A 24170-nucleotide genomic window follows, 5' to 3' on the forward strand; every position below is an offset into this window, starting at 1 on the left:
ACATTATTTTCCTAACCAGCTTAAGGGGTTAACCGCTTGTCCTTGGCGTCGAATTTCAAAGTAGAGCGCGGGGGCTCCTTGTCCGCCGCTGCTACCTACTAGCGCGATAGGTTGTCCGGCTCTCACTTGTTGGCCAACGTTCACCAACGCGCTCTGATTATAACCATAAAGACTCATATCACCTTTACCATGTTCTATCACAACGACCAAGCCATAACCTTGTAACCAATCTGCCATTAAGACTCGACCATCAGCAATCGCACGGACATCAGTCCCTTCAGATGCACCAATGACTAACCCTTTCCAACGTAATTCACCTTGTAAAGTATCACCGAAGCGATGAATTAGGCGTCCATGGATTGGCCAAGGATATTGCCCATTGGCTCGGCCTAAGCCCCCAGTTCGGGCAATTAGCTCTTTTTCACCTTCGGTAGGGCGGTAGGTGGAGCCTTTGGCTTGTGCTTGTGCTTGGCGCTGTTTGACTTGTTCCGCTGCCCGTACTTCACGGGCAGCTCGAGCTTTGGCTTCTTGCGCAGCTCGGGCGATTTGGTTTTGTAAACGGTTTTCGTTTTGACGCATTTCAGCGAGATCGGCTTGGTCTCTTTGTAACGATGCGTTCAGCTGTTGTAGGGTTTTTTGCCGTGCACTCTGGGCTGATTGCAATTGGTCCTGCTGCGCTTTTTGTTGGGCAAATAGCGCTTGCTGCTGCTGTTGGCGAATTTCTAACTGCGACTTTTTATCTGCTAGGTCAGCACGGGTCTGTTTCAGTGACTCGATATTTTCTTGCCGTGCAGTATTTAAATAACGGAAGTAAGTCAGCATCCGGTCACTACGTTGGCCATCTTCACCACTGAGAAGGAGTTCTAAGCCGCTGTGTTGTCCCTGACGGAAAGCGGCATCAAGCTGAGCGGCGAGAACATTTTCCTCGTGAGCTTGCGAACGAATGAGCTCCTGAATAGAGTCAGTCAATTCTTGAATATCGCTATTAATGCTATTTAAATTGAGTTGCGTCTCACGTAATTGCCGACTGGCTTGAGCAATAAGTTTCTCTTGGCTCTTTAATTTACCCAATAATTCGTCACGTTGCTGTTTTTGTGCTTGAACACTGCGCTCTTTGGCCGCAATATCTTGTTGAATTGAGCGGAGCGCCGATTGATTATCGTCAGCATGGCTAAAAATAGGTAAGGTCAGCAAGCCCGCACAGAGGAGCAGGCTGGACGTCAGCGGTAAAAGGCGAAATTGTGTAGACAACATCGTATTATGCCGAGCTGAAAAAGATAGAGTGAAACGCTTTTTTTCCGTCATAAGGCTGAGATTATTCCATGATGTTTCACAGGTTACCAGAGTAACGCTCGGGTTTTATAGTGTACAGCCTATAATAATGGCATAATCAGATAATAGGTAAGAATTCGGCAGTGTGGAAGGGGGCTTCTACGGTTATTACAGTAGATAATTCCCATTTTGCCGTGTTGTCCCGACTACGCAGTGTATTGTTGCTGCGCGGATATATTTATATTGGATCGTTCTCGGAGTTGTTTTTCTTATGCAAGAAATTATGGAATTCGTACACAATCACCTTATCTTAAGCCTTGCTTGGGTGGTTTTACTGGTATTAGTGATTTTCACTACTTTTAAAGGCCTATTTTCTAAAGTTAAATTGATTGGACGCGGAGAAGCCACCCATCTCATTAACAAAGAAAATGCTGTGGTAGTTGATGTGCGTGGGCGCGATGATTTCCGTCGTGGTCATATCTCTGGCGCACTACAAGTGAGCAGCGATGAAATTAAGAAAGGCAATTTCACTGAGCTAGAAAAGTACAAATCTCAACCTATTATCGTTGTTTGCGCAACGGGACAGAGTGCAGGTGATGCTGCTGCTCAACTCAATGCAGCAGGTTTCGAAAAAGTATCTGTATTAAAAGAGGGTATTAGTGGTTGGAGCGGTGAAAACCTCCCATTAGTCCGTGGCAAATAGATTCTAAAGAGGCTTTTATGGCATCCATTGATATCTACACTAAACAAACCTGCCCTTTTTGCCATCGTGCAAAAGCGCTGTTGGATCAAAAAGGTGTGAAATACCACGAAATTGCTATCGATAATGACAGCGAAAAACGGGCAGAAATGATAGATCGTAGTCAGCGTACGACGGTGCCGCAAATTTTCATCGATCAGCTCCATGTTGGGGGGTGCGATGATTTGTTTGCATTGGAACAGCGTGCACAATTAGACCCATTACTGAATGCCTAACGATAGGCGCTATTTTGTTTGAAAGGATTGAGTACCATGTCTGAACAGAACCCAAGTGAAATGACTTTCCAGATCCAGCGCGTTTATACAAAAGATATTTCTTTTGAAGCCCCTAATGCTCCACAAATTTTCCAAAAAGAGTGGGTACCTGATGTGAAGTTGGATCTCGATACTGCATCGACCCAACTGTCGGAAGGGATCTATGAAGTGGTACTTCGTGTGACCGTGACAGCAACTGTTGACGAAGAAACTGCCTTCCTATGTGAAGTTCAGCAAGGCGGTATTTTCACGATTGCAGGAATCGAAGGCTCTCAAATGGCTCATTGCTTAGGTGCTTACTGCCCTAACATCCTGTTCCCTTATGCACGTGAATGTATCTCGGCACTGGTATCACGTGGAACTTTCCCACAATTGAACTTAGCGCCAGTCAACTTTGACGCGCTTTTCATGAACTACCTTCAGCAGCAAGAAGGTGGTGAAGCCGCGCAGGATGCTTAATCACGATGCGTGAAGCAAGCGTAAGCGTTATCGGTGCCGGTTCATACGGCACCGCTCTAGCGATAACCTTGGCCCGTAATGGTTATCCTGTCATGTTATGGGGGCATAACCCACAACATATCGCCCGATTGAGTGAACAACGTTGTAATGCGGAGTTCCTTTCCGACGTCCCCTTCCCTGATAATCTCGCATTAACTTCTCGACTTGACGAAGCCGTCGCGCTAAGCCGTGATCTGTTAATTGTCGTGCCAAGCCATGTTTTTGGTGAGGTATTAAAGCAATTAGCACCGATGTTACTCCCTGACACACGCATCGTTTGGGCAACGAAAGGATTAGAGGTTGAGACGGGGCGTTTACTTGAAGTCGTTGCGAGAGAAATTTTGGGACCTGATATTCCCCTCGCCGTGATTTCTGGGCCAACCTTTGCGAAGGAACTCGCTGCAGGAATGCCTACAGCGATTGCTTTAGCGTCTAAGAACGCGCAATTTGCGACGGACTTACAGACTAAACTTCATTGCGGTAAAAGTTTCCGTGTCTACAGTAATAGTGATATGACCGGAGTACAATTAGGTGGCGCTGTGAAAAACGTCATTGCAATCGGCGCAGGTATATCTGATGGCATGGGGTTTGGCGCAAATGCTCGGACGGCATTGATTACTCGCGGCTTAGCTGAAATGTCTCGTTTAGGGTTGGCTTTAGGTGCGCAAGCCGATACCTTCACTGGCATGGCGGGTTTAGGCGATCTAGTATTAACCTGCACGGATAACCAATCTCGTAACCGTCGATTTGGAATGCTTTTAGGCCAAGGTACGTCGGTTAAAAAAGCGCAAGAAACGATTAGTCAGGTTGTAGAAGGCTACCGCAATACTAAAGAGGTCTACCTACTGGCGGCGAGTGTTGGTGTAGAAATGCCTATCGTTGAGCAAATATATCAAGTGCTCTATTGTGGAAAACCCACTAGTGATGCTGCCATTGCCTTGCTGGGACGGGAACGTAAAGACGAAATACGTCAGTAATTCATTTTACTCCATTTTCTTATTATTACGCCCGTTTGGGCGTTTTTTATCAGGAGCATGTCATGTCTTCGGAAGAGCTTGAGCAAATTTGGGAAGCTATTCTAGCTGAAGCGCGTGAGTTGGCGTCCGGCGAACCCATGCTTGCGAGCTTTTTCCACGCCACGCTATTAAAGCACGATAATCTGGGCAGTGCGTTAAGCTACATGTTGGCGAATAAGCTCGCTAATGCCAATATGCCTGCCATTGCTATTCGCGATATTGTCGAAGAAGCTTACCGCCAAGATCCAGGGATGATTATGTCTGCTGTACGCGACATTACGGCGGTGAGTCAGCGTGATCCGGCTGTTGATAAATACTCAACTCCTTTACTCTATCTCAAAGGATTCCACGCGCTTCAGGCCTACCGGATTGGTCATTGGTTATGGCGTCAAGGCAGGCGTTCGCTAGCCGTCTATTTACAGAATGAGATATCCGTCTCTTTTGGCGTTGATATTCATCCGGCTGCAAAAATTGGTTGTGGCATAATGCTCGACCATGCCACCGGCATTGTGATTGGTGAAACGGCAGTGGTCAGTGACGATGTTTCAATACTTCAGTCTGTCACTTTAGGGGGGACAGGTAAAACTTCTGGCGACCGTCACCCTAAAATTCGTGAGGGGGTATTGATTGGTGCAGGAGCGAAGGTTTTAGGTAACATTGAAATTGGCGAAGGGGCAAAAATTGGGGCAGGGTCGGTGGTACTGATGGCTGTCCCACCGCATACCACCGTGGCCGGAATCCCCGCAAGAATTGTAGGCCGCCCGAGCAGTCAAAAACCCTCAATGGAAATGGATCAACATTTTACTGGCGCGATGGGATTTGAATATGGCGATGGAATATAACGCTCATTATTTCCTTTGCGCTTATTCTTTTAACAACGCGCCAGAGTAGTCCAGTTGGCGCCATGCTTCGAACACGACGACCGCTACTGAGTTTGAGAGATTCATACTGCGACTATTCTCTACCATGGGAATACGGATCTTCTGCTGGGGCGGTAAGCTATCAAGAATGGCTGCTGGCAAACCACGGCTTTCGGGTCCAAACATAAGATAGTCACCCGCTTGCCAATTTACCGCACTATGAGCCGGAGTACCTTTGGTCGTCAGTGCAAAAAGTCTCGCGGGCTGTTCAGTGGCGAGAAAAGCGTCGTAATTAGCATGTTTTTTTACGGCAGTAAATTCGTGGTAATCCAATCCTGCACGGCGCAAACGCTTATCGTCCCAAGCAAAGCCTAAAGGTTCGATAATGTGCAAGGAAAACCCTGTATTCGCACAGAGGCGAATGATATTCCCTGTATTGGGTGGGATTTCTGGTTCGAATAAAACAATATTAATCATGGCGGCTCCCTTTTCGAGAGCCGCAGCATAGCAAATTATTGTTTCGCTGAGTACAACGGCAGCCAGATAGTTAATCGTAAGCCACCCAGCGGACTGTCTTCTGCTTTAACATGCCCGTGGTGCTGTTGAATAATCGTGTCGACGATTGCCAAGCCAAGACCAGTTCCCCCGGAAGCACGGTCACGGGCTTCATCCGTTCGGTAGAAGGGACGGAATATTTGTTCACGATCTTGCGGATCAACCCCTGGCCCATCATCATCAACGTGTAAGGTTATCCCCGTTCTATCGACAGAAAAACTGATACTGATTGCTGAGTGAGAGTAGCGCAGCGCATTGCGGATGATATTCTCGACAGCACTTTCTAAAGCGTGTGGATTACCATACAAAGGCCAGGCTCCTGGCGGGTAAGGAATGTCCATCTTCTTACCCATTTGTTCAGCTTCAAAGCGTGCATCTTCAATCACGTCTTTCCATAAGTGATTGGCACGTAAAACTTCGCTAACTAAGGCATTTTTATGCTGAGTACGCGAAAGGTCGAGGAGATCATTGATCATTCCATCTAAGCGCTGTGCTTCAATTTCAATACGCTCTAATTCTTTACTTTCCCCAGCGCGACGGCGCAACAATGCCGTAGAGAGTTGTAATCGTGTTAGAGGAGTACGTAACTCATGGCTGATATCTGACAGTAAACGATGTTGCCCTTTAATGAGACGCTCAAGTGCGCTCACCATCTGATTAAAGCTCGCACCGGCCGCTAAAAACTCTTGTGGGCCAGATTCAAGTTCTGGATGCTGACGAAGGTTACCACTAGCGACTTCATCGGCAGCATATTTGAGCTTACGCGCAGGTTTTGCGAGACTCCACGCTAACCATAGCAGTAAAGGAGTGCTGATTAACATGGTAACAAGTAGGAGCAACCAAGGCCGATCAAACAGTAAGTTAACGAAATCGAGCTGTGAACTACTGGCTGGACGGATCATATACAACTGATAATTATCTTCCCCATCCTCGATAGAGAAAGGGCCAGCCATCTCTTGCCGACCATATTTTTTCTTTTGAGGGTGATCGGCATTGTCTGACTGCCCGATAAAATTCCGAATAATTTGCATTTCATTATGGCGTGCACCAATGACTCGCCCCTCAGACGTGACCAGGAGTAGGTGCTGACCAGGAGGAGCCCACTTATCGATTGCTCGATAAAGACGTCGCCACCACATGAGGTCATTGGGGGGATCTTGTCGTAACTCTGCCTCAATATGCTGCTCAACCATTGTCCCCTCACGATATTCGCTCGGGAGTAAAGAGGTCATTTGTCGTGAGTCGAGTTTGGGAACCATAAGGACGAGCATTAGCACAAGGGCCAACGTTAACCAGAAAATCGCAAATATACGGGTAGTCAGACTGGCAATCATGTTGCGGAGACCATTAAATAGCCACGGCCTCGGAGAGTCTTAAACCATGGGTGCCCATCACGTCGTTCAGGTAGCTTTCTACGTAGATTGGAGATATGCATATCGATGGCACGGTCAAAAGGCGTTAAGCGTTTACCAAGCACTTCTTGGCTAAGATGTTCGCGAGAAACGACTTGACCTAAATGTTGCGCTAGTAGGTAGAGTAATGTGAATTCGGTGCCGGTTAATTCCAGCGACTCATTATCAAAACTCGCCTCTTGGCGGCCAGGATTCAGACGCAATTCATCCACTTTGAGGGTAGGGGAATTATTTTCTTGAACTTGTTGCTGCTCACTCCAATTTGAACGACGCAATATGGCTCGAATTCGAGCGACTAATTCACGGTCGTTAAAGGGTTTTGGTAGGTAGTCATCGGCCCCAAGCTCTAATCCAAGAACGCGATCGAGTTCGCTACCCCTAGCCGTAAGCATAATGACCGGCGTCTGATGTTGTTGGCGTAGCTCTTTTAGCGTATCAAGGCCATTTTTCTTAGGCATCATGACGTCCAAAAGTAAGAGATCGATGCTGCTGTCCATCAACGATAATGCTTGCTCGCCATCACCCGCGACGGTTACATCAAAACCTTCCATTTCTAGTAGTTCTTTTAACAGTGAAGTCAGTTCACGGTCATCATCAACGAGTAAAATTTTATTCATGTTCTCTCCTCTTCGGCAGCAAAAATACCTTGTTCCATAGTAACGTGTTTATCACTTTACTTAGTTTTACACCCCCTGACGGATATTTGCAGCAACTCGCCTAGACTACCCCCCAATGCTTCAAACAACAACTGCTACGAGGAACAGTGAAATGCGTCATTTATGTGCTCTCGCGATATCCTCTTTATTGATTGTTCCTATGGGATATGCCCAAACCTTAGAAACACCACTTAAAGACAAGATTAACCAGCCTTGCACAGTGAACGACAGCCTTACACAACGAATCCAATCACATATGTTTGATGGTATCGAACTTAGTGAATCGCAGCGGCAAAGAATGCGAGATTTGACGGACCAGTTCCGTTTTCGTCACTCAATCACGGATATCGCTGATATGAAAGCGATGCAAAAGCTAACGTTATCTCCTGATTTTGATGAGGTAGCAGTCCGTAACCAAGCGCAAAAAATAGCTGATCAGCAAGTAAAATTTCAAGTTGAGATGGCCCATGTACGTAACCAAGTTTACGGATTATTAACGCCAAGTCAGAAAAAGAAAGTTCAACAGAATTATGAATATCGTATTGATAAATTATGCGATATCAAAGAATTACAGTAATTACCCTGTGTTAGCTGTATGGTAGTACCAGTAGTAAGTCATACCATTTTCCTTGCCATAGACACCATCCCTGTCTTCCCCCGCATGATGCGGGGTTTTTTTTATCAGGAACTTAGAAAAAATCCCTTATAAATCAATCCTCCTTGCAACAGGCATAAGCAGCTACAAGAAGGATATAGCGTTACGGGTGTAGACAAGATGTAGACAACATTGTCACACCGCCAGCCCACCGCCGAGAGGGTTTAACGCTACTGCGTTTTGCAGGTAATCAGGCGCAAGGTGCGCATAGGCCATCGTCTGCTGAATGCTCGCGTGTCCAAGAATCTGCTGCAGCGCAATAATATTGCCCCCGTTCATCATGAACCAGCTTGCGAACGTATGCCGAAGTACAAGCGTGGCCTGCCCGCGTGGTAAATCGGGCTTAACCTGTTTGAGTCGTTCGCAGAAGTTTTTATAATCAACTTTGAACAGTGACCCGGTGTCGCTGGCCTTAATTTCTTTCTCCAGTTCTTCCGATATCGGAACGGTGCGTTTTTTCCCGTTTTTGGTCTTAAGGAATTTCGCACGCTGGTGATTTAGCAGAGCGGCGAAGAGCCGGGAACATTCAAGCTTGAAATCGGTATTCAGGAGCAGGGGATTACGGATGAAACCTATCTTGAGATTGAGCGCCTCATTGACGACGCCAAGCCGCCACCTGACTGGCCTGTCTCTTTCTCTTCAGTCGCAGGGCTATATCGAAGCCGGGGCGGGATGTTATATCGGCGAACCAACACCGGAGGAGTTAATTGCCGCAGCAGAGGTTGAAAAGTCCGCATTGAACACGGCGGCTAACGCTGTGATGGCACCAATTCAGGATGGGGTAGATTTAGACATCGCGACAGATGAGGAATCAAAGCGTTATACCGAATGGCGCAGATACCGGGTGTTACTGAGTCGCGTAAATATAGCAACCGCGCCGGATATCACCTTGCCGTATAAGCCGGAATAAGTTTATATGCCGGCTCGTATGGCTGATTTTAACCATGCTGGGTATGTGTATTGAGTACGGTCATGCTTAACGCTGCTGCAGCACTATCAGTTATAGCTGTGTGTTACGGAAGATAAAGCGGGCATTTGCCCGCTTTAGTTGTCACCCCTAAACCACCTCCTAGGGAGGTGGTGATTGATTTTTTATGTTTTGCTGAGTCTATTACAAGTTACGATTAGTTAGACAAGATGGACTCAATGCCACGAATGAGTCCAGGGAAATAGGACTGGTCTATCGCTATCCCGCCTTTGAGCATCCAACCTTCATCTTCATGCGGGCTGGCTGTGAAGTTAAAGCCGATAAAATCAGCGCCTTCCACCTGCCGCACTTCACATGTAAATGTCTCTATTCTTGGTACGAATGATTCTGGAGGCGTTTCGATATTCTGCTCGATATTTTCGTGAAAACGCTCAAGCATATCCCGGAGGTTTTTAAGATCAAACAGCGTTAACTCACACTGGCATTGTAATTTTATGCAAGATTCCTCGATTTCCAGCCAGCATATAATTAAATCCAGTCGACGATCTTCAGGTTCTTCCAGCCTTTCGATGAAAGAAAGGCGAAATAGGGCGCTTTCGTTCATAATCTCAAACATTATTGGATCGCCTTTATATGAAAATGCATGATGGTCCAGTCACGTTCTCTTACGATGACGTGCAGAGTATATTTATTTGGCGAATAAACGATCGCGTTTCCTACTGTTTTTTTGGTCAGCCGAGTCATACCGATTAGGTATTCGAATTGCCCGGCTACCTTGTCTGGATCAGGCCTCCGCCTTCCAAACCTGATCGCTTTTTCGATAATATGAACGGGGATATACCTACCAGGATCAGCCATGCGTGCGGCTGTTGTTCGGGTGAACTTCAGGTTTACTGCTGACAGTCCTGATTTCAAACGCCCCCTCAGCACATTGAGTGTCGCTCCGCTCAATGCAGCCTTTATCCGGTTACTGGTCGCAGCTTCAAACAGCGAAACTCCAGTGCGAAATAGCCGAAAAGCACCAAACAGAAATAAAGCTATATCAGTAGGATCAATCAGAGGCGTTTCTATAGGTGCCTCTTCCAACATAGCGAATCGTCCATCAGCATCATAAATTTGCCACAGACCAGGGGCCTGAGCCACAGAGTAGCCAATGCAAATACCTGTTTGATCTTCAACTATGGGTTGGGCGTTACGTGGAAGCTGATGATATGGTGTGATTGCAAAATATTCGCCTTGCGGCAGTACCGTTCTGAAATTGTAGTACTGACCTGGCTCGTTCAGGTCCATCTGATTAAAAGCTACCATTACTAAATCCTGTGTAGTGATATCCTGAAAGTATTAAATACCACTCACCTTGTAATGGCAACCTGTCGTCATAAAGGACCTGACAGCGTATTACGGGCAGAATTATAGGCAGTGGTTGCTTTATTCTTCAGCCCTGAAAGCAGGTCGCCAATACTCCTATAGCTTGTTACTCCTTTAAAAAAAAGGTTATCAGAGAAGTCGTCCATCAGGATAGATGACAAGAGTTTGGCTAGACGTTAGTTTTTATACCAAAGTAAGGGATGAGCTGAGCGTTAAGCCCAGCCTTGTGATCGAAGTGTAGTCAACATGTAGACGAAGATTATAATAAATCCTTTATATTCCATTGTGTTACAGACTGGATTTCTTCACCATCCCTGTCTTCCCCCGCATGATGCGGGGTTTTTTTTATCCAGTTAATGTGGTCTCTCGATTTTAGCCTTCGTGGAGTACTCTTATTGTGGAGAATTACTCCCTCTAATATATGTATTCTGAACCGATATCCTATTCATTACGATATATATTCGAAATTACCCCTCAATACTCTCATAAAAGATGACTGTAATATTTCTGTCATAAAAGTGACATCTACGTGTCATTCAATGGGCCTAATGTAGCGGCAACACACCTTAGGTTGTAATTGAATCGGTCTTTTGGAGAGAGTATGAAATTAAAGCGTAAGATGGCAACTCACCTCACAGCAGTGACCCTAGCACTGACTACCTTTTCGGCTTTTGCCGCGACAGACCTTACTGGCGCTGGTGGTACTTTCCCTGCACCAGTGTATTCTCGTTGGGCGGCCGATTACTATAAGGCTAATGGTAGTAAAGTGAACTACCAAGGAATTGGCTCATCGGGAGGGGTTAAACAGATAATCGCAAAAACCGTCGATTTTGGCGCGTCTGATGCACCAATGAGCGCTGCCGACTTAGAGAAAAATGGCCTTTTTCAATTTCCAACTGTTATTGGTGGTGTAGTACTCGGCGTCAACCTACCAGGTATTAAATCGGGTCAACTGATTTTAGATGGTAAAACAACAGGTGATATTTACTTAGGTAAAATCACTCGCTGGAACGATCCTGAGATTGCAGCATTAAACCCAGACTTAAAACTGCCCGCGACGAATATTAACGTCGTTCGTCGTGCAGACGGCTCAGGTACCTCTTTTGTGTTCACTAGTTACTTAGCAAAAGTTAACCAAGAGTGGAATAGCAAGATTGGTAAAGGGAATACCGTTAATTGGCCAATCGGTCTGGGGGGCAAAGGTAATGATGGTGTGGCAGCCTTTGTACAACGTTTGCCCGGCTCTATTGGTTATGTTGAGTATGCTTATGCTAAACAAAATAACCTTACCTATACCAAATTAGTCGATGCTGCAGGAAAAGCGATTAGCCCGAACGAGCAATCGTTCAGCGATGCAGCGAAAGGTGCGAATTGGCAGCAAAGTTTTGCACAAGATCTAACCTATCAAGCAGGAGATAATGCTTGGCCAATTTCATCAACCACTTACGTTTTGGTTTACAAAAAACCAGCGAACGCTGATAAAGCTAAAGCTATCTTGCAGTTTTTTGATTATGGTTACCAACAAGGTTCGAAAACCGCTAATAGCTTGGATTACGCAGCACTGCCTGAATCGGTGGTAACGTTAGTGCGTGATGCATGGAAAAAGAATATTACGACTGAGGCAGGAAAGGCAATTTATCCTTAATTCTCGTCACGCTACACTTATTCATTTTCAGGGCAGCTTGCTGCCCTGTCATCTATCTACTTGAGAATGTTATGGCACAACACCGGTCGTCCTTTAAGGCTCCCAGTAAATACGGCGATGTGATATTTAGCCTGCTAGTGAAAGTCGCCGCCTTAATTGTCCTCCTTATGCTAGGTGGTATAATTCTTTCCTTGATTATTTCATCATGGCCCAGCATCCATCAGTTTGGTTTTTCATTTTTATGGACCAAAACTTGGGATGCACCGAACGAGCAATTTGGTGCATTAGTCCCCATCTACGGCACGTTAGTCACCTCAGCGATAGCATTACTCATTGCCGTGCCGGTCAGCTTTGGGATTGCGTTGTTTCTTACTGAACTTTCACCTACATGGTTAAGACGACCACTCGGTACGGCCATTGAGCTACTGGCAGCGATTCCCAGTATTGTCTATGGCATGTGGGGATTATTTGTGTTCGCGCCGTTATTTGCAGAATATTTCCAAACGCCAGTCGGCGACTTACTCTCAAGTATTCCTATCTTAGGGAGCTTATTTTCTGGACCAGCATTTGGTATTGGGCTATTAGCGGCCGGTATTATTTTAGCCGTCATGATCATCCCTTACATTGCTTCTGTGATGCGTGATGTATTTGAACAGACACCCGTTATGATGAAAGAGTCTGCTTATGGTATTGGGTGTACTACTTGGGAAGTGATTTGGCGGATTGTCTTACCTTTTACTAAGAATGGAGTTATCGGTGGTGTGATGTTAGGCCTTGGCCGTGCATTAGGCGAAACGATGGCCGTTACCTTTATTATTGGTAATACTTATCAGCTCGATAGCGCATCACTCTATATGCCAGGTAATAGCATCACCTCTGCTTTGGCAAATGAATTTGCTGAGGCGGGATCTGGCCTACATATTTCTGCATTGATGGAGCTTGGCTTAATTCTCTTCGTCATCACATTTATCGTGTTAGCGATTTCGCGCTTTATGGTTATGCGCCTTACTAAAAAAGAAGGGGCACGCGGATGAGTGATTACTTACCGAGTTATACCGCTCACGAAATTGCCGAACGTACAAAGCGTCAGTCAAGACGTCGAGTTAAAAACTACATTGCATTAACGTTATCGCTTTTAACCATGGCTTTTGGCTTATTTTGGTTGCTGTGGATTTTATGGACTACTGTCAGTAAAGGTATTGATGGACTGTCGTGGGATCTCTTCACGCAAGATACCCCGCCGCCAAATACGGATGGTGGTGGACTGGCAAACGCATTAGCGGGCAGTGGTTTATTGATTTTATGGTCAACGGTGTTGGGAACCCCCTTAGGGATCTTGGCAGGTATTTACCTGGCTGAATATGGGCGAAAAACATGGTTAGCTGAAGTGATTCGTTTTATTAACGATATTTTACTTTCAGCTCCCTCGATAGTGATCGGTTTATTCGTCTATACCCTCGTGGTAAGCCGTATGCAGCACTTTTCAGGTTGGGCGGGAGTATTAGCTCTAGCACTATTACAAATCCCGATCGTGATTCGTACGACAGAAAATATGATTAAACTGGTTCCCGATAGTCTGCGTGAAGCAGCTTATGCACTGGGGACACCAAAGTGGCGGATGATTTTATCCATCACATTAAAAGCCTCGCTTTCCGGCATTATGACCGGTGTATTACTGGCTATTGCCCGTATTGCTGGAGAAACGGCTCCGCTGCTTTTCACCGCATTATCGAATCAGTTTTGGAGTAACGATATGAGCCAGCCGTTGGCAAACTTACCGGTCACTATTTTTAAATTTGCCATGAGTCCTTTCGCACAATGGCAAAGCCTTGCTTGGGCGGGGGTACTGGTCATTACCTTATGTGTACTCGTCCTCAATATTTTAGCACGCATGATTTTCGTCAAGCGTAAGTAATAAGTGAAAGAGAGATAATTATGACTATGGCGAAAGTGAACCTTGCACCAAGTAAATTAGAAGTGCGTGATTTAAATTTTTACTATGGAAAATTCCATGCACTCAAAAATATCAATTTAGAGATTGCCCGTAATCAAGTGACCTCCTTTATTGGGCCTTCAGGGTGTGGGAAATCGACACTCTTAAGAACCTTTAATAAAATGTTTCAGCTCTACCCCGAGCAGCGAGCAGAGGGTGAAATCCTGCTTGATGGCGAAAATATCTTACAATCTTCGCAAGATATTGCTTTATTACGGGCGAAAATCGGAATGGTTTTCCAGAAACCTACGCCGTTTCCTATGTCGATTTACGATAACATTGCTTTCGGCGTACGCTTGTTTGAAAAGCTCTCTCGCTCAGAAATGGATGAACGTGTGCAGTGGGCATTAACTAAGGCCGCGTTATGGACAGAAACTAAAGATAAACTTCATCAAAGTGGATACAGCCTTTCTGGCGGGCAGCAGCAACGCCTCTGTATTGCAAGAGGTATTGCTATTAGACCAGAAATTCTGTTACTTGATGAGCCTTGTTCAGCGCTGGATCCTATCTCAACCGGTAGGATTGAAGAACTGATAACCGAATTAAAACAAGATTATACCTTGGTTATCGTCACGCATAATATGCAACAAGCCGCGCGTTGCTCCGATCATACTGCGTTTATGTATTTGGGCGAGTTGGTCGAGTTTAGTGATACTGATACGCTGTTTACAACACCAGCTAAAAAACAAACTGAAGATTATATTACTGGGCGCTATGGCTGATATCGAGAGCGTAAACCTTAATTAATCTATTTCAGTGCGTGGAGAGTGATATGGATACTTTGAATCTTAATAAACATATTTCGGCCCAGTTCAATGCCGAACTTGAGCACATCCGAACTCAAGTGATGATTATGGGCGGGTTGGTTGAACAACAGCTCACCGATGCGATTACCGCATTACATAACATGGACAGTGAGTTAGCACGTCGAGTGATTGCCGACGACCAAAAAGTGAATCGCATGGAAGTGGAGATCGATGAACACTGCGTTAAAATTATCGCGAAAAGGCAACCCACAGCCAGTGATTTACGTCTGGTTATGGCCATTACCAAAACGATTTCTGAACTTGAACGTATTGGAGATGTGGCTGAAAAAATCAGCCGTACAGCCTTAGAGAAGTTTAGCCAACAGCATCAACCGTTATTAATTAGTTTGGAGTCTTTTGGGCAGCACTCCGTTGAGATGTTGCATGAGGTACTGGATGCCTTCGCTCGTATGGATCTAGAGGCCGCGATTGATATTTATCGAGCGGATAAGAAGCTGGATCAAGAGTACGAAGGGATCATACGTCAGCTAATGACCTATATGATGGAGGATCCTCGAACTATTCCTAATGTGTTAACCGCCTTATTCTGTGCTCGCTCGATTGAGCGAATAGGCGATCGTTGCCAAAATATTTGTGAAATTATTTTTTACTTTGTTAAAGGGCAAGATATTCGTCATCTTGATGGTGATAAGTTAGAAAAATTCCTTACAAAAAATAATTAAAATAAACCGAGAATATAAAATTCAGTGTAGATAAAAGGTCTAGACTGATTTTTATTAATATTTTCCCTAACGATCCTCGTTGAAGCTGTGAACATTGCGATTCCTATTGGAACGCAATTGGTTATGGATCATGTCATTATTGCTAAGGATCAGGAGCTTTTAACGTTGATCTGTCTAGGATTCGTGACGTTTATCTTATTCCGGACGTTTATTAGTATGTTGCGGAGTTGGACAACACTGGTCATGCAGTCGTTAATAGATATCCAATGGAAGACGGGGCTGATGGATCATCTTCTACGTTTACCACTGAGTTATTTTAAGAAACGTAAGTTAGGGGATATCCAGTCTCGTTTTGGTCCTCTTGCGATCATACGTGAAACGCTGACCTCAAGCGTCGTTTCTGGAACGATAGATTTACTGATGGTAATAAGTGTTTTAGTAATGATGTTTATGTATGGTGGAGGGTTATACTTCGTTATCCTAGGATTTACTCTGCTCTATGTTGCCTTACGGCTGGCGACTTATCATCGTTACCGTCAAGCTCAGGAAAAACAAATAGTAAAAGATGCTCGTGCAAGTTCACACTTTATGGAAACCTTGTAGTGTATCGCTACGCTGAAAGTCTTAGGTTTGAATAAAACCCGTTCACGTTATTGGCTTAATCTCATTATTGAAACCACCAATACCGTTATTCGAATGACACGTTTAGGTATGTTATTCGGTGGTGTTAACTCTTTGATCAGATATTGATCCTTTGGTTGGGGGCATTAATGGTAATCGATGACCATATGACATTGGGAATGTTCGTGGCTTTTAATGCTTACCGTGGTCAATTTTCTGATCGCGCGTCGGCGATCGTCGATATGCTGTTACAACTGAGAATGCTTAGCCTGCACAATGAAAGGGTGGCTGATATTGTTTATCAAGAACCTGAATCTCATCAGAGTTCACAACGATTATGTGAAGACACTCAGGCTGCAAGATTTGAGGTTGACGATTTGTCTTACCAGTACGATAAATTAACCCCACCGGTACTTTCCGATCGTTCATTTACTATTAAGCTCGGGGAAAGTGTCGCTATTGTGGGGCCGTCCGGAATAGTTAAAACTACCTTGATGAAGTTGATGTGTGGCTTATTGATACCGGATAGATCCGCTTCAATGGACTAAATATTCAACAAGTGGGCCTGAATAACTTTAGAGCAGTCATTACTTGTGTATTACAAGAAGATAAATTATTTGCTGGATCCATCGCTGAAAATATTACGGGATTTCGATGGGATCTGAAACCTTAGTCAGTGAACTGGTCGGCAGCTTATCTGGCGGACAAAAACAACGCTTACTGATTGCACGTGCTCTATACCGAAGACCAGCGATCCTCTTTTTAGATGAAGCGACGAGTCATGTAGATTTAGAGAATCAAGCTGCAGTGAATGCTGCTATTCGTTCACTAAATATTACTCGGATCTTTATTGCTCACCGACCTTTGACTATTGCTTCTGCAGATCGCGTGATTGATTTAAGCCCGCAAATCTAGGTAGGTTGAATGTAAATTTTGTATGGGTGTTCGCCTGTCTATTGGAATAAAAGGTATGATTCGATAAATTATCATTTATAAGGACTTGTCGATGGGCTTCTATTGGATATGGCTCGGTGTTGCAGCAATATTTGCGATAATTGAATTTTGTACCGTGACCTTCTTCGGGCTATGGATGGCAATTGCAGCCTTAGTACCTGCAATAATCTCCTATCTTTGTCCTCATCTCTCTGTGGTAATGCAATTATTAATTTGGGCGTTATCTTCGTTAAGTTGTGCCTTTATCTGGGTAAAATGGATTAGAAGTAAACCTGTTGTTCACGTTGAGAGTGCTCTCATTGGTAGTGAAGGTATCCTTGCAGAGGCCTTACAACCAGGCCAACTTGGGACGTTACTCCTCAGTCGGCCAATACAGGGAAAGCAAGAGTGGGTGTGTTGTAGCGATCACACTTTGGCAAGGCAAACCCGTGTCACTACCATTGCAATAACCGAAAACGATGTCGTGAAAGTACAAGCCAGTTCCTTATTAAAAGAGGGAGTCAAATGATCATTACACCAGGAATTATTGTCGCTATGTTGCTTGTTGTACTGGTAATAGTGACCTTTTTAAAATGTGTTCGAATTGTTCCTCAAGCTGATCAGTGGATTGTTGAACGTTTGGGGAAATACCATACCACGCTAAATCCAGGCCTTAATATTCTGATCCCTTTTATTGATGCGGTGGCCTATCGCATGTCAGCTAAAGATCAGATGTTTGAAGTGAAAGGTATTGAAGGTATTACTCGTGATAATGCAACAGTAGGGGTAAATGCCATTTGTTTTATCCGTATCGCAGACCCAGCCAAAGCGGCTTATGGTGTCGACAGCTATAGCGCAGCTGTACAGAACTTAGTGATGACCACTATTCGTAATGCGGTGGGTGGGATGAACCTTGATGATACCTTATCCAATCGGGACCAATTAGCGATTACTCTGCGCGCTAATATGGAAGAGCAGATGAGTGATTGGGGACTCATTCTTAAAGCAGTGGATATCCAAGATATTACCCCTTCGGAGTCAATGCGTAAGTCGATGGAGCAACAAGCGGCTGCCGAACGTGAGCGTAAGGCGACGGAAACCCGAGCGGAAGGTAATAAGAATGCGGCTATTCGTGAAGCTGAAGGGAAAAAGCAAGCGATGATCTTAGATGCTGAAGCGAAATTAGAGTCGTCAAGAAGAGAGGCAGAGGCGTTAGAGACGTTAGCCGCGGGTCAGCGTAAAGCCACCTCACAGCTTTCACAAGCCCTAGCCGAAGAGGGTGGAGAGAAGGCAATGACCTTCCAGCTGGCGAATAACTATGTAATGTCATTATCGAAATTAGCGGCAAGCGATAACAGCAAAGTCGTTGCTATTCCTGCTGATCTTGCGCAATCAGTCGGTGGCTTACTGAATGCAGGCGTATTGATGGGTATTAGCCAAGAAACGAAAACTCACTAATACCGTGGGCACAGGAGTACTGTGCCCATCTGTCACTATTTCCCAATACAAAAACTGGAAAAAATCCTTCCCAGCAGATCATCGGAAGTAAATTCACCGGTAATTTCGCTCAACGCGCTTTGCGCGACACGAAGTTCTTCTGCTAAAAGCTCTCCGGCACGGGCATCCAGTAGTTGGGATTTACCTTGTAGTAGGTGAGTGCCCGCTAACTCTAAAGCTTCCAAATGCCGTCTTCTTGCAATAAATCCACCTTCAGTATTCCCTGAAAAGCCCATGCTCTTTTTAAGATGTTCTCGTAATGAATCAATCCCCGTACCTTCCCGTGCCGAAAGACGAATAAGAAGGTTACCCTTTTCTTCAAAAAGACCGGCTACTTCACCGGTGATATCAGCTTTATTTCTTACGACAATCACAGGGATAGAAGTCGGGAGACGAGCGATAAAATCAGGCCAAATCTCTGCCGCATCAGTTGCTTTGGTGGTAGTACTGTCCACCATAAATAAGACGCAATCAGCTTGATTAATCTCTTGCCATGCGCGTTCAATACCAATACGTTCTACTTCATCACTGGCTTCGCGTAAGCCTGCGGTATCGATAATATGTAATGGCATTCCATCAATATGAATATGTTCACGTAAAACATCGCGCGTTGTCCCTGCTATATCGGTAACGATCGCAGCTTCCCTGCCAGCCAGTGCATTCAGTAAGCTTGATTTTCCTGCATTGGGGCGACCAGCAATAACAACCTTCATTCCTTCACGCAGTAAACTGCCCTGACGTGCCTCCTGGCGGACGGCATCTAAGTCGCCGATTACGGTATTAAGCTGCGCTTCAATTTTTCCATCAGAGAGAAAATCGATCTCTTCATCGGGAAAATCAATCGCCGCTTCGACATAAATTCGTAGGTGAGTAAGTGCTTCCACAAGATGATTGACGCGGGCTGAGAAAGCACCTTGTAAGGAGTTAACTGCAGAGCGGGCTGCTTGCTCCGAACTTGCATCGATAAGATCAGCGATAGCCTCTGCTTGGGCTAAATCGAGTTTATCATTAAGAAATGCGCGCTCTGAGAACTCACCAGGTTTTGCAATACGTACCGCGGCGATGGCAATAATACGTTTAAGCAGTAGGTCGAGAATAACCGGTCCGCCATGGCCTTGAAGCTCCAACACATCCTCGCCGGTAAAGGAGTGGGGATTCGGAAACCATAAGGCGATGCCTTGATCAAGCACTGCGCCCTCTGCATCTTTAAAAGCAAGATATTCTGCGGTCCGAGGTTTAGGCAATTTCCCTAATAAACCCTGTGCAACGTCAGCTGCTGCTGGGCCTGATATTCTCAATATCCCAACACCACCACGGCCGGGAGGGGTTGCTTGGGCGACGATCGTATCGTTGTGGCTCATGTTATTCTCTCTAGCAATAAAAAAGGCGGTCATAATGACCGCCTAAGTATAACGCGATTTAGCGTAATACGGGATTAGCCTTTTTTCTTACGGCTATGTAATCCACGCTTCTCTAATCCACGATAAATCAGCTGTTGTTGCAGGATCGTCACTAGGTTACTGACGATGTAGTACAGTACCAGACCTGATGGGAACCATAAGAAGAAGACGGTAAAGATGACAGGCATAAACGTCATAATCTTCTGCTGCATTGGATCAGTAACGGTGGTAGGTGACATCTTCTGAATGAAGAACATCGTTACACCCATCAGAATCGGCAGAATATAGTACGGGTCTTGTGCACTTAAGTCATGAATCCATAATGCAAAAGGTGCATGACGTAATTCAATCGATCCCATTAGCATATAGTAGAGTGCTAAGAAGATTGGCATCTGAATGACCAGAGGAAGGCATCCACCCAGAGGGTTAACTTTCTCTGCTTTGTACAACGCCATCATTTCTTGGCTTACTCGTTGCTTATCTTCACCGTGACGCTCACGCATTGCTTGAATTTTTGGTTGCAGCATACGCATTTTAGCCATTGACGTGTATTGTGCTTTCGTCAATGGATACATAATACCGCGAACAATGAACGTAATAACGATAATGGAGAAGCCCCAGTTACCGATAAAGCTATGCAAGAATTTCAGCAGTTTAAACAGCGGCTGAGAGATAAACCACAACCAACCGTAATCAACGGTTAAGTCTAAGTGTGGTGCGGCGGCTGCCATCTGATCTTGAATTTCAGGACCGACCCAAAGCGTTGCTTTCAAGTCTTGCTGCTGACCTGCTGCGACAGTGACTGGCGTAGATTTATACCCTACTGCCGCTAAGTTGTCGCTTAACTTCGTGGTATAGAAAGTATTGTTACCCGAAGTGTGTGGGATCCATGCGGTCGCAAAGTATTGCTGTAGCATTGCCACCCAACCATTACTGGTTGTGGTGTTCAAATTCTTGTCTTCAGCAATAGTATCGAACTTATATTTCTCATACTTCTCATCATTGGTGGAATACGCTGCACCACGGAAAGTATGTAACGCAAAATTACTGCTACCGGTATCACGTGCTTTAGGTAGGGTAATGGTTTGCTTAAGTTGACCAAACATTGCTAACGATAGAGGCTGTTGTGTAACGTTATTGACGTTGTAGTCAACATTCACCGCATATCCGCCACGCTTGAATACGAATGTCTTGGTATAGACAACCCCATCGGCCGCCGTCCAAGTCATAGGCACACGCAGTTCAGACTGACCATCGGCTAACGTGTAGTTATCCTGAGTTGCGTTAAAAAGAGGGCGAGTCGCATTACTATCCGGTGCATTGTGTCCAATCAATCCACTTTGGGCTTGATAAACAAAGTCAGGGGTAGTTTCTAGTAATTGGAATGGCGTAGTTGAGCCTAGCTTATCAGGGTACGCCAGCAGTTTGGCTTGTTCAATATCCCCACCACGTGTATTGATCTGTAGCGATAACACATCGGTGGTAACGGTAATGGTTTTACCTTGCCCACTATTGTTAGCTTGATTTGCGGCATCACCCGCAGGGGTGTTCGAATTCTGCGTTGTCTGTTGTGCTTGAGGCTGCGGATCGTGATCCGTATGCCACGTTTGCCAGACCATAAAGGAGACGAACAGAAAAGCGATGAAAAAAAGATTGCGTTGCGAATCCATCGTTAGTTTTCTCTGGTTTCAGTGTTTTTCGGCGGCACAGGGTCGTCACCACCCGGATGTAAAGGATGGCATTTTAATACGCGTTTAATCGTTAACCAACACCCTTTTGCTACTCCAAAACGGCGGAGTGCTTCGATACCGTAATGAGAACAACTGGGAGTAAAGCGGCAATGTGGCCCAAGAAGTGGGCTAATTAACCGCTGATAAACACGTATTAAAGCAATCAGGAGCCGCGTGCTAGGCGACAATGACGACGCCATAATTTCTCCAACACTTCCGTAAATGACTGATTATCCAGCTCCGCAATCCCTTTTTTTGCTACGATCACAAAATCCATCGCGGGTAATTCATGTTGACGCAAACGAAAACTTTCCCGAGTTAAGCGTTTAATTCGGTTACGTTCATGAGCACGTTTAACATGTTTTTTCGCGACTGTGAGACCGATGCGGGGATGCCCCAGCGAATTTTGGCGGCCGAGTATAGTGATTTGCGGCATGCCAGCCCGTTGTGGTTGCTGGAAGACGAAAGTGAAATGAGCGGGAGTTAACAAACGTAACTCCCTAGGAAATGCGAGCTTAACCACGAGGGCTAGCTTTATTACTTAGAAACGGTCAGACGAGAACGGCCTTTAGCACGACGACGTGCTAGAACCTGACGACCATTTTTAGTAGCCATACGAGCACGGAAGCCGTGAGAACGGTTACGCTTCAGTACAGATGGTTGAAAAGTGCGTTTCATGGCGATTTCTACCTAAACTTGAAAATGTTCACTTGGTGATGCGTTATAAGGCCAGTAAAGCGACCAACGCCTCGGTATATTTTATCAAAGAGGCGGGATTGTAATAATTGTACAGCCCGGAGTCAATTTACTTCGCTGATTATCATACGCCTATTCTCTATTGGAGAAGTTTTTTACGTCAGTAAAAACGCAATACCCCTAAATAGAATCGGCAAGATTATACTTGCTTCCCGCTAAAGCGCAAGGATCGTTCTGGATCCTCTGTAGAGATATATTCGGTGCGTTACGTTCATTTTTATTACACGCAACACAATTATTAGAAAAGGCTGTGGATAAAATGGGTAAAATCGGTGTAGAAAAGCAAGATCTCTGGCTCACTTTGCGTTATGATCCACTGTTCCGCAAGCGATCCTTTGTCGTATACATGACGTTACTCGGGGAAAACATCGCTGCTGACGTATCTACGCTTAAATATATAAAACACATTTATCAATATCTTAGCGCCATTTCTTGTCTTACTTTTTGTATGAGTGGAGTCCGCCGTGTCACTTACGCTTTGGCAACAGTGCCTTACCCGTTTACAGGATGAGCTTCCTGCCACTGAGTTCAGTATGTGGATCAGACCTCTTCAAGCTGAGTTAAGCGACAACATTTTGGCTCTGTATGCCCCCAACCGCTTTGTTTTAGATTGGGTGCGCGATAAGTACATCAATAATATTAATGCTCTACTGAATGAATTTTGTGGCGCCAATGTCCCACAATTACGTTTTGAAGTGGGCACTCGACCTGTAAGTACTCAGACGTTTAATACGGTTCCCGCTGCTGCAAAAATTCCGGCGGCTACGGTGGCTGCACCGCCAGTTGTGACGAACGATAACCGACGCCCAAGTTGGGACAGTGTGCCTGCACCAGTCGAAGTGGCATACCGCTCGAACGTTAATAATCGTCATAATTTTGACAACTTTGTTGAAGGTAAATCAAACCAACTCGCTCGTGCTGCCGCGCGTCAAGTCGCAGACAATCCCGGTGGTGCTTATAACCCCTTATTTCTTTATGGGGGAACAGGTTTAGGTAAAACGCACCTCTTGCACGCGGTAGGTAATGGCATCATGGCCCACAAGCCCAACGCAAAAGTGGTCTACATGCACTCCGAACGGTTTGTACAAGACATGGTAAAAGCGCTACAGAATAATGCGATTGAAGAATTTAAACGCTATTATCGTTCTGTTGATGCATTATTAATCGATGATATTCAATTTTTTGCTAACAAAGAGCGCTCTCAAGAAGAGTTTTTTCATACCTTCAATGCGTTATTAGAAGGTAATCAGCAAATTATTCTAACTTCAGACCGATACCCTAAAGAAATTAATGGTGTTGAAGATCGTTTAAAATCACGTTTTGGCTGGGGATTGACGGTCGCCATTGAACCTCCAGAGCTTGAAACTCGTGTCGCTATTTTGATGAAAAAAGCGGATGAAAATAATATTCGCCTCCCTGGCGAAGTCGCTTTCTTTATTGCGAAACGTCTGCGTTCCAACGTGCGCGAATTGGAAGGGGCATTAAATCGTGTGATCGCCAATGCGAATTTTACCGGACGGGCGATCACGATTGACTTCGTTCGTGAAGCATTGCGTGATTTGTTGGCGCTGCAAGAGAAGTTAGTCACGATCGATAATATTCAGAAAACAGTGGCTGAATATTATAAAATTAAAGTTGCCGATTTGCTGTCTAAGCGTCGATCGCGCTCAGTGGCAAGACCACGTCAAATGGCGATGGCGATGGCAAAAGAATTAACTAACCACAGCTTACCTGAAATCGGGGATGCTTTTGGTGGGCGCGATCATACAACGGTATTACATGCTTGTCGTAAGATCGAACAGTTACGTGAAGAAAGTCATGATATCAAAGAAGACTTTTCTAATTTAATCAGAACATTATCCTCTTGATGCT

Annotated in this window: 27 protein-coding genes and 3 pseudogenes; 18 read left to right on the forward strand and 12 right to left on the reverse strand. The window is 45.1% G+C overall.

Annotated features, from left to right (window positions below):
• Positions 1-3: 3 nt before the first annotated feature.
• Positions 4-1305 (reverse strand): murein hydrolase activator EnvC, encoded by a 1302-nt coding sequence (envC, locus tag HH682_RS04265; protein ID WP_214236384.1) that lies wholly within the window; start codon positions 1303-1305, stop codon positions 4-6.
• Positions 1306-1543: 238 nt separating this feature from the next.
• On the opposite strand from envC, the gene HH682_RS04270 reads away from it, so the two are divergent.
• From HH682_RS04270 to cysE, 5 genes are all read left to right on the forward strand, one after another.
• A complete protein-coding gene (locus HH682_RS04270; RefSeq protein ID WP_214236385.1) occupies positions 1544-1975 on the forward strand; it encodes a rhodanese-like domain-containing protein in 432 nt (143 codons plus the stop codon).
• 17 nt (positions 1976-1992) lie between these two features.
• Positions 1993-2247, forward strand: a complete 255-nt coding sequence (gene grxC / locus HH682_RS04275; RefSeq protein ID WP_092677310.1) for a glutaredoxin 3 — start codon at positions 1993-1995, stop codon at positions 2245-2247.
• A gap of 36 nt (positions 2248-2283) precedes the next feature.
• Entirely contained in the window at positions 2284-2745 is a 462-nt protein-coding gene (gene secB, locus HH682_RS04280) for a protein-export chaperone SecB (RefSeq protein ID WP_214236386.1), read from the forward strand.
• A gap of 5 nt (positions 2746-2750) precedes the next feature.
• The gene (gene gpsA / locus HH682_RS04285) at positions 2751-3761 is read left to right on the forward strand and encodes an NAD(P)H-dependent glycerol-3-phosphate dehydrogenase (protein WP_214236387.1); all 1011 of its coding nucleotides are present in this window, start codon (positions 2751-2753) and stop codon (positions 3759-3761) included.
• Between the two features lie 62 nt (positions 3762-3823).
• Positions 3824-4642, forward strand: a complete 819-nt coding sequence (gene cysE, locus HH682_RS04290; protein ID WP_214236388.1) for a serine O-acetyltransferase — start codon at positions 3824-3826, stop codon at positions 4640-4642.
• A 21-nt stretch (positions 4643-4663) separates the two neighbouring features.
• On the opposite strand, the gene trmL is transcribed toward cysE, so the two are convergent.
• Genes trmL through cpxR form a run of 3 tightly spaced genes read right to left on the reverse strand, consistent with a single transcriptional unit; the run spans position 4664 to position 7244 of the window.
• A complete protein-coding gene (gene trmL, locus HH682_RS04295) occupies positions 4664-5137 on the reverse strand; it encodes a tRNA (uridine(34)/cytosine(34)/5-carboxymethylaminomethyluridine(34)-2'-O)-methyltransferase TrmL (RefSeq protein WP_214236389.1) in 474 nt (157 codons plus the stop codon).
• A gap of 35 nt (positions 5138-5172) precedes the next feature.
• Positions 5173-6549: an envelope stress sensor histidine kinase CpxA gene (gene cpxA, locus HH682_RS04300; RefSeq protein ID WP_214236390.1), complete on the reverse strand. Its 1377-nt coding sequence runs from the start codon at positions 6547-6549 to the stop codon at positions 5173-5175.
• A complete protein-coding gene (gene cpxR, locus HH682_RS04305) occupies positions 6546-7244 on the reverse strand; it encodes an envelope stress response regulator transcription factor CpxR (RefSeq protein WP_214236391.1) in 699 nt (232 codons plus the stop codon). The genes cpxA and cpxR overlap by 4 nt, the downstream gene beginning before the upstream one ends.
• A gap of 151 nt (positions 7245-7395) precedes the next feature.
• Between cpxR and cpxP the strand changes: the two genes are divergently transcribed.
• Positions 7396-7860 (forward strand): cell-envelope stress modulator CpxP, encoded by a 465-nt coding sequence (gene cpxP, locus HH682_RS04310; protein ID WP_214236392.1) that lies wholly within the window; start codon positions 7396-7398, stop codon positions 7858-7860.
• Between the two features lie 213 nt (positions 7861-8073).
• On the opposite strand, the pseudogene HH682_RS04315 reads toward cpxP, so the two are convergent.
• Positions 8074-8427: pseudogene (locus HH682_RS04315) on the reverse strand (tyrosine-type recombinase/integrase); the annotation flags it as partial.
• Between the two features lie 12 nt (positions 8428-8439).
• On the opposite strand from HH682_RS04315, the pseudogene HH682_RS15730 reads away from it, so the two are divergent.
• Both HH682_RS15730 and HH682_RS15735 read left to right on the forward strand, forming a co-directional pair.
• Positions 8440-8626: pseudogene (locus HH682_RS15730) on the forward strand (phage tail protein); the annotation flags it as partial.
• A complete protein-coding gene (locus HH682_RS15735; protein WP_420826181.1) occupies positions 8618-8848 on the forward strand; it encodes a tail fiber assembly protein in 231 nt (76 codons plus the stop codon). The pseudogene HH682_RS15730 and the gene HH682_RS15735, both read left to right, overlap by 9 nt.
• Positions 8849-9062: 214 nt before the next feature.
• Here HH682_RS15735 and HH682_RS04330 read toward each other — a convergent pair whose 3' ends face one another.
• Positions 9063-9482, reverse strand: a complete 420-nt coding sequence (locus tag HH682_RS04330) for a hypothetical protein (protein ID WP_214236394.1) — start codon at positions 9480-9482, stop codon at positions 9063-9065.
• A complete protein-coding gene (locus tag HH682_RS04335) occupies positions 9482-10174 on the reverse strand; it encodes a hypothetical protein (protein WP_214236395.1) in 693 nt (230 codons plus the stop codon). Before HH682_RS04335 ends, HH682_RS04330 begins: the two co-directional genes overlap by 1 nt.
• Positions 10175-10835: 661 nt before the next feature.
• Here HH682_RS04335 and pstS point away from each other — a divergent pair.
• The 8 genes and pseudogenes from pstS to HH682_RS04375 all read left to right on the forward strand — a co-directional run bounded on the left by pstS (position 10836) and on the right by HH682_RS04375 (position 18373).
• Positions 10836-11879, forward strand: coding sequence for a phosphate ABC transporter substrate-binding protein PstS (gene pstS, locus HH682_RS04340; protein ID WP_214236396.1), 1044 nt, complete (start codon positions 10836-10838; stop codon positions 11877-11879).
• A 71-nt stretch (positions 11880-11950) separates the two neighbouring features.
• Positions 11951-12913, forward strand: a complete 963-nt coding sequence (gene pstC / locus HH682_RS04345) for a phosphate ABC transporter permease PstC (protein ID WP_214236397.1) — start codon at positions 11951-11953, stop codon at positions 12911-12913.
• Complete coding sequence (gene pstA, locus HH682_RS04350; RefSeq protein ID WP_214236398.1) at positions 12910-13794, forward strand: phosphate ABC transporter permease PstA; 885 nt, start codon at positions 12910-12912, stop codon at positions 13792-13794. Before pstC ends, pstA begins: the two co-directional genes overlap by 4 nt.
• A gap of 26 nt (positions 13795-13820) precedes the next feature.
• Complete coding sequence (gene pstB, locus HH682_RS04355; protein WP_214236486.1) at positions 13821-14594, forward strand: phosphate ABC transporter ATP-binding protein PstB; 774 nt, start codon at positions 13821-13823, stop codon at positions 14592-14594.
• A 50-nt stretch (positions 14595-14644) separates the two neighbouring features.
• Positions 14645-15361 (forward strand): phosphate signaling complex protein PhoU, encoded by a 717-nt coding sequence (phoU, locus tag HH682_RS04360; RefSeq protein WP_214236399.1) that lies wholly within the window; start codon positions 14645-14647, stop codon positions 15359-15361.
• Between the two features lie 57 nt (positions 15362-15418).
• Positions 15419-16897 (forward strand): annotated as a pseudogene (locus HH682_RS16015) (peptidase domain-containing ABC transporter); the annotation flags it as partial.
• 91 nt (positions 16898-16988) lie between these two features.
• Entirely contained in the window at positions 16989-17444 is a 456-nt protein-coding gene (locus HH682_RS04370; RefSeq protein WP_214236400.1) for an NfeD family protein, read from the forward strand.
• Complete coding sequence (locus HH682_RS04375; protein WP_214236401.1) at positions 17441-18373, forward strand: SPFH domain-containing protein; 933 nt, start codon at positions 17441-17443, stop codon at positions 18371-18373. Before HH682_RS04370 ends, HH682_RS04375 begins: the two co-directional genes overlap by 4 nt.
• Before the next feature lie 35 nt (positions 18374-18408).
• Here HH682_RS04375 and mnmE read toward each other — a convergent pair whose 3' ends face one another.
• From mnmE to rpmH, 5 genes are all read right to left on the reverse strand, one after another.
• Complete coding sequence (mnmE, locus tag HH682_RS04380) at positions 18409-19773, reverse strand: tRNA uridine-5-carboxymethylaminomethyl(34) synthesis GTPase MnmE (protein WP_214236487.1); 1365 nt, start codon at positions 19771-19773, stop codon at positions 18409-18411.
• A 74-nt stretch (positions 19774-19847) separates the two neighbouring features.
• On the reverse strand, positions 19848-21482 hold the full coding sequence (gene yidC, locus HH682_RS04385; protein WP_214236402.1) for a membrane protein insertase YidC: 1635 nt from the start codon (positions 21480-21482) through the stop codon (positions 19848-19850).
• 2 nt (positions 21483-21484) lie between these two features.
• Positions 21485-21742 carry a membrane protein insertion efficiency factor YidD gene (gene yidD / locus HH682_RS04390; protein ID WP_214236403.1) on the reverse strand — a complete coding sequence of 86 codons (258 nt, stop codon included), beginning with the start codon at positions 21740-21742 and terminating at the stop codon, positions 21485-21487.
• A complete protein-coding gene (rnpA, locus tag HH682_RS04395) occupies positions 21706-22065 on the reverse strand; it encodes a ribonuclease P protein component (RefSeq protein WP_092677275.1) in 360 nt (119 codons plus the stop codon). Before rnpA ends, yidD begins: the two co-directional genes overlap by 37 nt.
• A 14-nt stretch (positions 22066-22079) precedes the next feature.
• Positions 22080-22220 (reverse strand): 50S ribosomal protein L34, encoded by a 141-nt coding sequence (rpmH, locus tag HH682_RS04400; RefSeq protein ID WP_003849659.1) that lies wholly within the window; start codon positions 22218-22220, stop codon positions 22080-22082.
• Positions 22221-22443: 223 nt separating this feature from the next.
• On the opposite strand from rpmH, the gene HH682_RS04405 reads away from it, so the two are divergent.
• The gene (locus tag HH682_RS04405; RefSeq protein WP_214236404.1) at positions 22444-22809 is read left to right on the forward strand and encodes a hypothetical protein; all 366 of its coding nucleotides are present in this window, start codon (positions 22444-22446) and stop codon (positions 22807-22809) included.
• Positions 22763-24166: a chromosomal replication initiator protein DnaA gene (gene dnaA, locus HH682_RS04410; RefSeq protein WP_214236405.1), complete on the forward strand. Its 1404-nt coding sequence runs from the start codon at positions 22763-22765 to the stop codon at positions 24164-24166. Before HH682_RS04405 ends, dnaA begins: the two co-directional genes overlap by 47 nt.
• Positions 24167-24170 lie beyond the last annotated feature (4 nt).

The organism is Rosenbergiella gaditana, from assembly GCF_018494065.1.
GTDB classification, from domain to species: Bacteria; Pseudomonadota; Gammaproteobacteria; order Enterobacterales; family Enterobacteriaceae; genus Rosenbergiella; species Rosenbergiella gaditana.